Below are 12,350 nucleotides of genomic sequence, written 5' to 3'. Positions count from 1 at the left end.
GATGGGGTCTGCGGGATCGACGCCCACCACCGGACGCCCCGCATGCGCGCGCGGACCGATGGGTGGAGTCCTTGGCGCTCGCCGCGCACAGGGATGAAACGATCACTCCGCGAGGGGCGCTGTACCTCTACGAGGGAGTCGTCCTGCGACAACAACGACCTCGATGGATCGATGCGCACCGGGAACAGACCGCTCCCATGGGCGAGGTCCGCACGCACCATCTGAGCGTGAAGAACCACGAGTTCCTCTCGGACGATTCCACCTCGGCGGATTTCTCGATAACGCACGAGGCGGCCGGAGTGGACGTCGGACGGTCGAACGAGCCTTCGAACGTCATCGCCACGGCGGTCCCTGTCGGCAGCGAAAAGACCGTCCGGGTGGAGTGGGACGACAACGCCAATAACGAAACGGGTTACGAAGTCCGCAACACGACTCTCAATCAGAACTTCGGCGTTGACGCGAACACCAAGACCTTCTCGGTTCCTCATCTCGACCCGAAGGTCAAACACTGCTTCCAGGTCAGGGCAGTCGGCGCTCAGGGCCCTTCCAGCTGGACGCCCGTGGGCGAGAGGGTGGAGTGCGCGTGAGGCGGCCGCCGCGCCACCGCCTCCCCGACCACCGCCTCCCCGGCCACCGCCTCCCCGGCCACCGCCTCCCCGGCGGCGGCCGGGGAGACTGACGCCGGCGGGTGGTCAGGCGTACGCGTACGAGCTCGACGAGTACTCGGAGTACGAGCCGTTCATCTTCAGGCGCGGGACGTCGTTGCCGCACTGGGCGCAGGCCACCGGGCGGCCGCCGTCGCGGCCGCGGATGGTGATCCATTCGCCGTTCTTGCCCGTCAGTACGGAGCGCAGCGCCTCCTTCGCGTGCATGCCCAGGTCCACCGCGGTCTTCGCGAAGTCGAGGAACGTGATGCGGCGCCCGCAGGAGGAGCAGGTGGCGTCGAACACCTTGAAGGGGCCCTTGAGCGAGCTCGGCGAGGTGTCGAGGTAGTCGGCCAGTTCCTGGATCTCCGACGTGTCCAGCAGCCGCATGTGAGGTGGCTCGGTCAGCGGGAGGGCGGCGATCACCCCCTGCGGGACCTGGTAGGTGCGCGTCGTGTCCGGCCTGTTCTTGACGTATTCGAGTACCTCGTCGAGCGTCAGCTGTGCCTGTTCCACTTCGGGTACCTCTCTCCGATGTCGTGAGATGGCGCGGCTGCCACGCTTCCAGCCGGGGTCGGTGTCCACCACTCCGTTACGCCGACCGGCCCGGTGACCACCCGGTCCAGCTCCTCGCGCAGGCGGGTGTCGATGCCCGCCCTGCTCCAGTACCAGCGGCACAGCTCCGGCGCCGCGCCGGAGCTCGCGTCGTACCAGGTGAACGACGCCCGGTGAGCCGCGTGCGCGTGCGCGCCGAGCGCGTTGAACTCGGAGAACCCGCGCGGCGGGCGGCCCGCCACGTACCGGTCGAGCGGGATCCCGTGGCGATCCGCGCACAGGGCGCGCAGCTCCCCGTAAAGCGCGCGCGGATAGGTGAAGGGCGGGTGCTGCATGAAGTCGAAGAACACCTGGTGGCCGAGGAAGTCCTGCGTCGGTGCGAGCCAGGGCCGGTGCCGGCCGAGTTCGGTGACGGGGCGGCGGACGATCCACGGACGCCCGTCCACGAGCAGGTCGGCGGGGGTGACGGGGCGGAAGAAGACCATGTCGGAGTCGACGTGGCAGATGAGGTCGGCATCGGTGAGCTGGTCCGCGTAGAGCTTGCTGACCTGCTGACCCAGGTAGTCGTCGCGGTGGTCCGGGCCCACCTCCAGGCGGACCCCGTCGCCGACGGACCGGCGCACGGCGGCCGCCCCGGTCCGCGGGGTGACGACGACCACCTCCGAGAAGCCCCGGCACCACCTCCGAATGGCGGCCAGCGCGTAGCGCAACCAGGCGACGTCACCGTGGTAGGTGCGGATGAACAGCGCGGTCCGCTCACTACAATCGGAGCCGTGGTCGAGGCTGTGCCCGCCTTCTGGTGCCGGGCTCCCAGTCAGGGCAATGTCGGCGACAGGCTCACTCCCTGGCTGGTCCGGCGGATCTGCGGCGCCCCGGCCCGGTGGGTCGCGCCGCACGCGCCGGGGCGCAAGCACTTCGTCACCGGCAGCGTGGTCTCCCTCGCGGGACCGGGCGCCGTCGTCTGGGGAGCCGGGGTGATGTGCGCCGGTGAGGACATCGACCCGCGGGCCGAGCTGGTCGCCGTACGCGGCCCCCTCACCCGGGAGGCGGCCCTGCGCTCCGGGGCGGCCTGTCCGCCGGTCTACGGTGACCCCGCCCTGCTGGTTCCCCGTTTCCTGCCCCGCGGTGGCCGGGGTACCGGGCGGCGTCCCGCCGTCGTGCCGCACTTCGCCGACAAGGCCGGTGCGCGGCTCGGCACTCCGGCCGGCTGGCGGCTCGTCGACGTTCAGCGGCCGGTCGAGGAGGTCGTCGAGCAGCTCGTACGGGCGCCCCTGATCGCCTCGTCGAGCCTGCACGGGATCATCCTCGGCCACGCCTACGGGATCCCCGCCGTCTGGATCCGCTACCGGGACCTGCCCAGCGGTGACGGGAGCAAGTTCCACGACTACTTCCTTTCGGTCGGGGTGCCGGTCCCGCCGCCCGTGTCCGTCGGCCGGACAGGCGCGGGGCTGGATTCGGCGGCGCTCGCCGATTTCGCGACGCTTCCGGCGCGACTTCCGGACCTCGACCTGCTCCTGGAGAGGTGCCCGTTCCGTTGACAGCACACGAAGACGACGTGGACCAGGGCCTGCGCGAGATCCTCCACGGCATCCGGGACGCCAACTACCACCGCCCCGGCATCCGTTGCCTGCGGCTGCTGGAGGCCGGGCCCGACACCGCCGCGAGCCTGGCCGCCGAGGTGGCGCTGCTGCGATCGCGGCAGCGCCCTTCGCTGGCCGGAGCCCCCGGCCATGTGACGGCGTGGACCGGCCCCCGCGGCCGGGTCGAGCAGTACAGCCTGCTCAACGCCTCCGGTCGCTGCGACGACTTCTCCCGCGACCACGACCTGTCCTGCTTCGGCAAGCGCTTCCACCACGGCGCGCACCACCCCGCCCTGGCCGCGCTGATCGGGTCCCTGCCACACCTGGTCAACTTCCGGGTCAACGTACTGGGGCCGGGTGCTTCGCTGTCCCCGCACGAAGAGCACAGCGTCGTACGGGCGCGGTCGGGCGAGGTAGGCATCCGGGCCCGCTTTCACCTGCCCCTGACCACCCATCCCGCGGCGACGCTGACGCTGGACGGGGACGTGCACCACTTGGCGGCCGGATCGGTGTACCTCGTCAACCACGGCTGCGTGCACGCCGCCGAGAACGGCGGCCCCGCCGAACGTGTCCACCTGGTCTGGGACATGCTGCTGACGGCGGACGCGGCGGCTGCCGTGTTCGGGCCGGGCCCGGCGCCGGCGGGCCTGACCCGGACCCGCCGGCGCACGCAGCCGCCCGTCGGACGCCGCACGGTCACCGGATGGGAGCGCATCGCGCCGCAGGTCCGGGAGGCCGAGGCTCGGAGCATCGGCCTGCTCGCGGTGCAATAGCCGTAGCCGTAGCCGTAGCAGGAGGCGTTTCAGTACAGGGTCCTGCGGAACTCGGCGGGAACGTAGTGGAACAGCAGCGAGGTGTGCGTGCTCCCGTCGGGCAACGGCGGCCGACCGTGCGGCACCGTGGTCCCCCGGAAGAGGACGGCCTGACCGGGCCGCTGGACGAGGCTGACCTCGCCCTGCGGGGTTCCCAGGTGCAGCGGCCAACCGCCCTCGATGCCCGGGCCCGACTCCCCGAGCAGCAGGGAGACGGTGTACTCGCACTGTTCCCGGTCCACGTGGCGGCCCAGGACCGCGCCGCCGCGGTACGCCGAGACGTAGGAGTACGAGGCGCGTACCGGCCGGCCCGCGATCCGCCCCACCAGGGCGCGGAACTGGTGGTGGAAGAAGCGGGACAGGGATTCGTTGTACCAGCCGTAGCGTCCGGCGACCTGGGCGTCCCCCAGCGGCCACGAGCCGGTGGCGATGAGCCGCTCGTAGTAGTCGAGCAGGGCCAAGCGGTGCCGGGGGTGGACCATGCGGTCGATCCGGCACACGTCGCTCCGCTCGAAGTCCGCGGCGGCCGCGGCCCGGGCGGTCTCGGCCCTGGCCGCGTCCCGGGCGCGCAGCTCGGCCGACCCGAGCGCCCCGGCCCGGGCGAGGGCGGCGCGCAGCCGCGCGGGGAGCGCCGGTGAAAGGGGCCGTCCCGGGACCAGGGTGCGCAGCGCCCAGAAGTCTTCGAGGGAGACCCAGAACGGGGTGAGTGCGCCGGTCGACGGGTCGTCGGTCCACAGGATCGGCCGGTCGGGCAGGAACCGGTCCCGGAACCGGGCCCGGCCCGCGAGGCCCAAGGGGATCGTGACCCCGTCCTGGAGGACCACGGCCGGGTCGAGGAGCGGGTGTTCCGGCTCGGGGCCGGGCATCGGGGCCGAGGCCTCGTCCGCCGAGCCGGCGACCGCGGAGCCGTCATCCGCGGAGGCGTCCTCCGCGGCGCCCTCGTCGAGCCAGCACACGTAGGAAGGGCGCCGGGGCAGGCCGCGGACGGTTCGGGGCATGGGCGGGGTACGTCCGTTCGCCAGGCGCCGGCAAGTGGACGCCACGGTGTCGAGGGCTGACGGGTCGAAGCCGGGTGTACTGCGCCACTTGCCGGGGCGCGGAGGCGTGATCGTCGTCGCGGAGAGCGGGAGGTCCCGGCCGGGCGGACCGGCGGGCAGCCCGAGTTCACGCTCCAGCCACCGGATCGTGCGGGCCGGAGCCGCGCTCAGCTCGGCGTAGTCGAGATCCACCCAGCGGATGCCGGGCGGCCCGGCGGCACGGCTGTCCAGTACCGCTTCCGTGGCGGCCGCCCACTGGCGGGCCGCGATCTTGGACAGGTCGTCGCCGAGCCCTCGCCGCCAGCCCGGCGGCAGCAGCAGGTGCCAGGCCCGCCGGGGCCAGCCGGGCAGGTCCGGGATGTTGACGAACCCCGGGTGGGTCCAGGCCCGCACCATGCTGGCCACGGTGTCGCGCGGGTCGCGGTGCAGGTGTACGACGGTGGCGTCCGGGAACAGCCGCAGCAGGAAGGGCAGCCGCAGGCAGTTCTCCGGGGTCTTCTCCAGCAGCCTCGGCGGCGGATCCAGGGGGCCGCCGAGGTCCGGCCGGTTCCGGCCCCGCGCATCGAGCAGCCCGGCGAGGAAGCCCGCGCGTACGGCTCCGCCGCACCGGTCGGCGTGCGCGGCGTCCAGGGCGTGCGAGGCGTACCCGCCGGCCGCCGGATGGAGCTCCGGTACGCCTTCGATGACGCCCTCGCTCTCTCCGCCGACCGTCCACAGGCCGGGGTGCCGGGCGAGGGCTTCGTACAGGGCCGTGCTGCCCGAGCGCGGCGGCGCGACGATGATCACCGGCGCGGTGCAGGCGGTCGGCGCCGCCGCCGCGGAGACCGGTCGTACGGCTCCGGTGACGGGCGGGCCCAGACGGCCGAGTGCCGGGTCGTGCGAGCCCCGGAACGCCGCCGCCGCGGGCTCGGATGCGAAGAGGTACCGGGCGCGTACGCCGCCTGCCTCGGGCCGCACTGCGCGCGCGAGGAGTCCCGCGACCCGGGGGAAGGGGGCGTGGTGCAGGGCGCGGGCTTCGGGGCGTGCCCGGCCGGAGGGGAGCGCCACGCGGGCGACCACGGCCCAGGCGAGGGCGTCGGCACCGGCCTCGGCCCGCCCGGCCTGGTCTTGGGCCCGGCCCCGGGCCCGTGTGGCGGCACGCGCCGCCCCCGCCCGGGTGGCTCCGGTCTCCCGGTCGCTCACTGCCGGTGGATCCAGCCCGTGACGCTGAAGCGGCCGTCCGCGAACGCCTTGCTCGGCACCCGGATCGGGAGCACCTCGTGGTCGTGCCTGCTCGGGAAGAACATGGCGAGGTTGGCGCGCGGCACGATCGTCTGGCTGCGGTCCGTGGCGACCACCCTCCCGTCCTCCGGGACCGTCTCGAACACCCGCAGCTCCCCGCCCGAGAACCTGCGGGGCTCTCCGGAGAAGAAGTACACGAAGGTCAGCTCGCGGGTGTCCCCGTCGTCGCTGTCGCGGTGCATTCCGAAGTAGTCCCGGTCGCCGTTGGCGGTCACCTGGAGTTCGATGGGGCCCAGCGGGAATGCCGGAAGGTTCAGCCGGCCGCTGATCTGCTGGAGGTGCTCCTTGATGCGCTCCGTGAACAGGGCTTCGTAGGGGCCCAGTTCGTCGAGGACCAGGCTGCGGCGCACCCGTTCGTCCACCACCGCCGCCCCGCCGGATCCGGACATCCGCACCGTGGCGGGCTTGAAGTCGGATTCCCGGTCCAGCACGTACGCCCGGAACTCGTCGTGTTCCGATGCGCTGAGGAACTCCCGTACGCCCTGGGCCACCTCGGCGACCGGATCCCGTTCGTAGCGGCCGGTGCCCGTCGGCACGCCGGCGGGCTTGCTGTAGTGGCCGCCGCGGACCAGCCGGGCGATCTCGGACGGGACGGAGGGCCGGTCCACCACCCATTCCGCACGCGAGCCCAGGTAGACCGTGTTGTGGAAGGCGGCGTTGAGCGCGAACACCTCGTCGTCCAGGGCGCCCGCGAGCACGTCGACCGTGTCGGCCTCGGCCAGGCCCAGCCGGTTCAGCAGCTCACCGGCCGGGATGCGGTACGTGAGGTAGCGCGCGGCCTCGGTCAGGAAGGCGTCCTCCGTCCGCTCGAAGCCGACGCGGCGCAGCGTCAGGTCCGCCAGCCGTGATTCCTCGGCGATGAGGTAGTGCACCTCGGCGTTCGGGTCGACGGCCAGCGTCTCGAGGGCTTCCTTGTACACGGCGGCGCACAGTCCTACGTTCGTCAGGTCCTCGTCGGCGACGTGCACGGGGCTCAGGCCCCAGCATCCGTCGCCGACCAAGTGGGTCTGCACGCAGGCGACGATGTTGCGGGCGCCCAGCCCCCACGGTGGCCAAGGCCGGTCCCGGACAGCGGCGAAGACCTGCGAATCGCCTTCGCAGAACAGGGGCAGGACGACCTCGTCCATCAGGTGGGGTGCGCCGACCCTTCGAAAGAAGGTGTACAGGGCCGCCTTGGCGGTCTCGCTCAGCTCGTCGAAGATCTCGATCCGCGTGCCGCCGTTGCCATCCGTGTAGAAGTCGCGTCTGATGGTCGGGATCATGGCCTCTCCTGCCGATTCGAGTGGGGGGACGACGGTTGGACCTTGCTGCGGGTACGGGCCCCGACACCGGCGCGGGCACTGGCGCGGACACCGGCACGGGCACCGGCACCGGCACCGGCACCGGCACTGGCACGGGCACCGGCGTGGCCGCGGCTCCGGGCGGGGACACGCCGTTCCTGCGGGTGACCGGGCCGGGTGGCGAAAGCCTGCCGTGGGTCTTGGTCCGCGCGCCCGTCGTGACGCACACACACCACCTGCGGCTGGCCGCCCTGGCCCGAGCCGGCGTCCGGTTCGCCGGAGTCACCAGCTACCTGGGGTTCCCCGGGCCGCCTTGGCGGGACGAGCGCGACTACGGGCTGCTGTGCGAGGCGTGGTTGCACTGCTTCCGGGATCCGGAGCACTTCCTGCCGCCGGACGGCCCCCGGCTGCTGACGAGCGAGTCCGACTTCACGGACCCGCTCCGCGTGGATCCGGCCCGAGTGGCTGTCGGGGCTGTCGGGGCTGCCCGGGCTGGGACGGAGGGGGCGGCAGGCCCCGACATCGTGCACGTGTCCGGCCGGGAGCCGTGGCGGCAGGAGGCGAAGAACTGGCCGCTCGCCGCGCGCTGCCTGCGCAGGCTGGCCCGGGAGACGGGGCTGCGGATCCTGGTGGTCGACGCGCCGCCCGGGGCGGAGCCGATCTGCGGCGTACGCATGGTCGGGCCGCTGCCGTGGCGGCGGCTGCTCGCGGTCATCGCGGGGGCACGGGCCCTGTTCGTACCGGCCGTGCTCGACGCCTCGCCACGGGTGCTCGCCGAAGCCCTGTGCCTCGACGTGCCGGTCGTCGTCAACCGGGCGATCCTCGGCGGCTGGCAGTACGTCAACCCGTTCACCGGGGTGTTCTTCGACGGGGAGGACGACGCGGTGGCGGCGGTACGGGCCGTGCTCGACGCCCGACAGCGGCCCCGGGCCTGGTTCGCGGCGCACCACGGGCCGGCCCGGGCCGGGGCCCGCGTCCTGCGCCTGTTGAGCGCCCTGGACGACTCCTTGCCGGGCTCCCTCACGCACGTGCTGCTCACCCCCGACCAGGGACCGGGGACACGTTGAGCACCAGCCGTGCCGTGCCGCGCATGGGGGAGCGGTGGATCCACACGTCCGTCACCGGATGCACGGACCAGTGCCGTCGTACGTCGAGGTGCCGGAAGAAGACGGTCGCGTCGGCCGGCACCCGCCGGACGACGGCACCCGGCCGCAGGAACGAGGGGCTCCCGTCCATCGCGCACAGCTCGGCGAGGGCGCTCCCATCGGGTCTGTCGGCCCGTCGCTCGCGCTCCGCCTGCCGCGACAACCGCTCGCGGCGTGCGAGGTAGGCGTAGAACTCGGCCATGCCGAGGACGTCTTCGCAGGCGACGTACTCGGTGGTCGGGCCGTTGTACACCCGTACGGCTCCGACCGTGGGGCTCTGCGGCGGCACCGTGTCCACGTGGAAGCCGCACCGCCGGGTGGGGGCCTCGGTGAACACGCGCACCATCGCCTTGTCCGTCCCCGCCGTGTCCACGACCCGGGCCAGGATCCCGGCCATGGCGTCGACGAGGGGAGCCGCAACGGAGGCGGGGGCAACGACCAGTGCGGTGTGCGCCCAGCCGGCGAACTCGTCGGGCGTGACCGAGGGCAGGGTGGTGCGGGGGATGACCAGCCGTTCCCCGGCCACGAGCTCGGCCAGCTCCTGCAGCCACGGCTCGCGGCGGCCGTCGGGGACGATGACCGCGCTCAGCGCGGGATCAGCCGCGAGGCGGGCGGCATCGGCTGCCGTCGCCCCGTGCAGGACACCGGCGACGGCCGTGTTCCGGGAGCTGGAGACCACGAACGGGAGGTTACTCGGCGCCACGGCGGGCGCCCGCCCGACAGGCTGGCCCGGCGGCGGCGGAACCCGTACGGTCGAAGCCACGGCCGTGACGGGCAGGTCCACCCGGGTTCGAGGCTGCCGCCCGCTCGCGCCCGAACAGCCCGTGCGCGGCCTCCTTCCCGCGAGTGGTGGGACGCCGACACCTGCCCCCGTCACTGCGCGAGGAGTGCCTGCGCCATGTAGAGCTCGCTGATCGTGTGGCCTCCGGACGGCAGTTCCCGGGTACTGGCGACCACGAGTTGCTCGATGAGGGGAACGTCCTCGGGGGCGCTGGCCCGTTCCGGGTAGGAGGCGTTCTCCCACAGCTCCCGTACGTACCGCCACAGGGCGTTCGCCTCGTCGGACTCCTGTCCGCCTTTGTGTACGGCGACGTCGGCGATGTCGGCGATGGCCGAGGAGAGGATCCCCTCGCGGCGCGCGGCTGCGGCCCGCGCCGCCCAGGCCTGTCGCGTCTGCGAGCGGAAGCAATGGATCGTGCGGTCGCGCATGGCGGTGTAGCGGTCATCGGCGGCGAGAGCGGCTTCGAGGTGTGCCCGCATCTCCTCGCGGCGCGGGCCGTCCTGCCACTGGAGGCTCCACCGGGCACCGCTGTCGTGGGCTATCTCGACGCGGACGGCGGTGAGCTGGGACAGGTGTCGGGCCAGGTGGATCGCCTGCCTAGTACGGTTCATGACGGGGTCGTCCTCTTCGCGGTTCGGAGGCGGAGGATTCCCCACCTGGATACGGGAGGGTTTCATGCTGCGGTCGATCTGATGCTGACGACTCGGCTGGTGTACGAGCCAAAACCCCTAGGGGGTGTCTTGTCGATCAGGCCGGATCAGGGAGCGGCGGTGGGCGCCGTGGATCGCAAGGCGGACGAGGGAGGCGACGCGGAGTGTCGGCGACCGAGGACAACGCGGCGAGGCGCGGTGCCCACCGCCGCGAGCCCGGCATGATCGGCGAGACGCCCCCTAGGCAGCCGCGGTGCTGGACGACGCGTCATTCGGCGGGGTGTGTGCCGGCTGTGTTGTCGCCGGTCAGCACGATGCGGTCTGCGGCGCACTTCTGGCTCGTCGAGCCCTGCGGGTCGTCCATCGCGACGGTAGCGACAGGCCGGGAGAAGCCGCAGGGGCCGGCCCGACCTGCCCCTGCTGTCATGACCACGTAAGATGAACTCGGCAGCGGCAGCACCCGCCGGCGTCCCATCCCGACCGGGTCGTAAATGCGCGGGCCATCGATCAACTGTTCGAAGGCTTCTGATACATATTCAAGCCATGAACATGATCACTCGCCGACAGGCGCTGGGGCTCGGCTCCGCCGTTGCCGCGGCCGCCGGACTGGCCGCCTGCTCGTCCAAGTCGGCCTCCCAGGCGCCGGCGGCCGGAGCCTCGGGGGCTGCCGGCCCGTCCGGAGCGCCCGTCTCCCTGCCCACCGGCACCATCGACGAGACCTACGAGGGCCACCGCATCCAGATCACCGTGGGCCCGGGTGGCCACCACGGCATGGCGATGCCCACGGTCAAGGTCGACGGCAACGACCTGCACATCATGCCCAACGCCGACGGCAGTTGGGTCACCGTCGTCAACCACTACGAGACCTTCCCGGACCCGGTCTCGGCCGCCCGGGCCGCCGTCCGCGAGCTCCAGGGCGCCGACCTCGTCCCCTTCACCGCCAAAGAGGCCAAGCTGTGACCGTCCGCAAGAACCAGGCCACCCTCACGCCGGACGAGAAGAGCGCCTTCGTCAACGCGGTCCTCGAACTCAAGCGGACGGGCATCTACGACCGGTACGTCAACGCCCACAACTGGTACCTGCTGAACGACTCGGACTTCGGCGACCGGACGGGCCACCGCTCACCCTCCTTCCTGCCCTGGCATCGCCGGTTCCTTTTGGACTTCGAGTCGGCGCTCCAGCGGATCGACAAGAACGTCTCCCTTCCCTACTGGGACTGGACTGCCGACCGTACGGCCAACTCCTCCCTGTGGGCCTCCGACTTCATGGGTGGCACCCGCCGGGCGCGCGACGGCCAAGTGCTCGACGGGCCGTTCGCCTTCCAAGGCGGCAAGTGGGCCCTGACGGTGGGCGTGGACCGGCGCACCTACCTGCGACGCGGCCTCGGCTCCGGGACCCCGCAGCTACCGACGCGGGCCGACGTGGACTCCGTGATCGCCCTGCCGGTGTACGACTCCGCCCCCTGGAACAGCGCCTCGAGCGGGTTCCGCAACGCCCTGGAGGGCTGGCGGGGCGTCAACCTGCACAACCGGGTGCACGTGTGGGTCGGCGGCCAGATGACCTCCGCTGCCTCTCCCAACGACCCGGTGTTCTGGCTGCACCACGCCTTCATCGACAAGCTGTGGGCCGAGTGGCAGGCGAAGCACCCGAAGTCGGGCTACCTACCTGCCGTCCGGACGACGAACGTGGTCGACCTGCGGTCCGTCCTGAGCCCGTGGAACAACGTGACCCCGGCCGACCTGCTCGACCATCACCGCTTCTACACGTTCGACACCGAGAACGGCGGGCAGCGCTGGTAGCCGGACGAGTTCTGAGGTCCGGCACAGGCCTTGGGGAGTGGCCGCGGAGCCTGGTGGGCAAGCCCCTCGCGGACGAGACACCTCCGACCGCGCGGGGCCTTTGAAAAGACTGGCGTCGCTGGGCGCCGGCCGGTCCTCGCACGCTCTGCCCGGACGGGCCCGTCAGGTTCGGGTTCGTTGTTGGAGGAGTGCCTCGTGCGGGACCGGTCGCCCACGGTCCTGCGTAGGCACGTCGCGAGCTGTGCGGTGGCGTACGGTCCCAGGTGGGCCCACCGTCGACGGCCCGTTCGCCCCAGCGCCGCGCGATGGGATCTGCAAGCAGGCGCGATAGCCGCCCTGCGAAGGCCCGGTAGCCTCGTTCAGCTCGTGTTCGTCGCGGGCGAGCGAAAGGCGTCAATGCTCCCGCAGAATTGAGCACGCTCCCCTCCCGCAGAATTGCCCCCTGGGATTGGTTCAGTCGCGGTGTGCGCGGTTTCCTTGACGAGGGGTTCGCGTCGTTGGCAGATGCAGTAGGAGTAGCCGGTGAGGGTGCGGCCCTCGGCGTGGTGGACGAGGCGGTCGCTTGGAGGTCGGCGGGTGTGTGAACGGACAGGTCGCTGCCCTTCGGTAGGTACTGCCGCAGCAGGCCGTTCGTGTTCTCGTTGGTGTCGCGCTGCCAGGAGCTGCCTCGGTGGGGCGACGAGCACACCGTGGCCGTCAGGCAGGGAGACGAGGCGGACGTAGCGGGCGCGGCGGTCGATGAGCGTGGCGACGGCAGTGCGGTTCCTGTGTCCCGTGATCAGATCG

At 72.2% G+C, this 12,350-nt stretch carries 12 protein-coding genes; 6 read left to right on the top strand and 6 right to left on the bottom strand.

Annotated elements, in window-relative coordinates; genetic code table 11:
• The first annotated feature begins 71 nt into the window (after positions 1–71).
• Positions 72–587 carry a fibronectin type III domain-containing protein gene (locus tag ACFYZS_RS04460; protein ID WP_389006719.1) on the top strand — a complete coding sequence of 172 codons (516 nt, stop codon included), beginning with the start codon at positions 72–74 and terminating at the stop codon, positions 585–587.
• A gap of 105 nt (positions 588–692) precedes the next feature.
• Here ACFYZS_RS04460 and ACFYZS_RS04455 read toward each other — a convergent pair whose 3' ends face one another.
• Both ACFYZS_RS04455 and ACFYZS_RS04450 read right to left on the bottom strand, forming a co-directional pair.
• Positions 693–1,160, bottom strand: coding sequence for a hypothetical protein (locus tag ACFYZS_RS04455; protein ID WP_389006717.1), 468 nt, complete (start codon positions 1,158–1,160; stop codon positions 693–695).
• Positions 1,142–1,909: a hypothetical protein gene (locus ACFYZS_RS04450; RefSeq protein ID WP_389006714.1), complete on the bottom strand. Its 768-nt coding sequence runs from the start codon at positions 1,907–1,909 to the stop codon at positions 1,142–1,144. Before ACFYZS_RS04450 ends, ACFYZS_RS04455 begins: the two co-directional genes overlap by 19 nt.
• 63 nt (positions 1,910–1,972) lie before the next feature.
• On the opposite strand from ACFYZS_RS04450, the gene ACFYZS_RS04445 reads away from it, so the two are divergent.
• A complete protein-coding gene (locus ACFYZS_RS04445; RefSeq protein WP_389006711.1) occupies positions 1,973–2,737 on the top strand; it encodes a polysaccharide pyruvyl transferase family protein in 765 nt (254 codons plus the stop codon).
• Positions 2,734–3,552: an aspartyl/asparaginyl beta-hydroxylase domain-containing protein gene (locus ACFYZS_RS04440; protein WP_389006708.1), complete on the top strand. Its 819-nt coding sequence runs from the start codon at positions 2,734–2,736 to the stop codon at positions 3,550–3,552. The genes ACFYZS_RS04445 and ACFYZS_RS04440 overlap by 4 nt, the downstream gene beginning before the upstream one ends.
• A gap of 29 nt (positions 3,553–3,581) precedes the next feature.
• On the opposite strand, the gene ACFYZS_RS04435 is transcribed toward ACFYZS_RS04440, so the two are convergent.
• Both ACFYZS_RS04435 and ACFYZS_RS04430 read right to left on the bottom strand, forming a co-directional pair.
• Complete coding sequence (locus ACFYZS_RS04435; protein WP_389006705.1) at positions 3,582–5,810, bottom strand: sulfotransferase; 2,229 nt, start codon at positions 5,808–5,810, stop codon at positions 3,582–3,584.
• Positions 5,807–7,171, bottom strand: a complete 1,365-nt coding sequence (locus tag ACFYZS_RS04430) for a 2OG-Fe(II) oxygenase (RefSeq protein WP_389006702.1) — start codon at positions 7,169–7,171, stop codon at positions 5,807–5,809. Before ACFYZS_RS04430 ends, ACFYZS_RS04435 begins: the two co-directional genes overlap by 4 nt.
• 35 nt (positions 7,172–7,206) lie before the next feature.
• Between ACFYZS_RS04430 and ACFYZS_RS04425 the strand changes: the two genes are divergently transcribed.
• Positions 7,207–8,256, top strand: coding sequence for a hypothetical protein (locus tag ACFYZS_RS04425; RefSeq protein WP_389006698.1), 1,050 nt, complete (start codon positions 7,207–7,209; stop codon positions 8,254–8,256).
• Here the strand turns inward: ACFYZS_RS04425 and ACFYZS_RS04420 are convergent.
• Complete coding sequence (locus ACFYZS_RS04420) at positions 8,225–9,013, bottom strand: hypothetical protein (RefSeq protein ID WP_389006695.1); 789 nt, start codon at positions 9,011–9,013, stop codon at positions 8,225–8,227. The two genes, ACFYZS_RS04425 and ACFYZS_RS04420, sit on opposite strands and share 32 nt — an antisense overlap.
• Positions 9,014–9,207: 194 nt before the next feature.
• Positions 9,208–9,726: a hypothetical protein gene (locus ACFYZS_RS04415; protein WP_389006692.1), complete on the bottom strand. Its 519-nt coding sequence runs from the start codon at positions 9,724–9,726 to the stop codon at positions 9,208–9,210.
• A gap of 582 nt (positions 9,727–10,308) precedes the next feature.
• Between ACFYZS_RS04415 and ACFYZS_RS04410 the strand changes: the two genes are divergently transcribed.
• Together ACFYZS_RS04410 and ACFYZS_RS04405 are read left to right on the top strand one after the other, a co-directional pair.
• Positions 10,309–10,725 (top strand): tyrosinase family oxidase copper chaperone, encoded by a 417-nt coding sequence (locus ACFYZS_RS04410; protein WP_389006690.1) that lies wholly within the window; start codon positions 10,309–10,311, stop codon positions 10,723–10,725.
• On the top strand, positions 10,722–11,564 hold the full coding sequence (locus ACFYZS_RS04405) for a tyrosinase family protein (protein ID WP_389006687.1): 843 nt from the start codon (positions 10,722–10,724) through the stop codon (positions 11,562–11,564). The genes ACFYZS_RS04410 and ACFYZS_RS04405 overlap by 4 nt, the downstream gene beginning before the upstream one ends.
• Positions 11,565–12,350: the final 786 nt, after the last annotated feature.

The sequence above is a fragment of the Streptomyces sp. NPDC001903 genome, from assembly GCF_042891345.1.
Classification (GTDB): Bacteria; Actinomycetota; Actinomycetes; order Streptomycetales; family Streptomycetaceae; genus Streptomyces.
The sequence above is the reverse complement of the archived record's forward strand: the minus strand, read 5'-3'. Positions and strand labels throughout refer to the sequence as shown.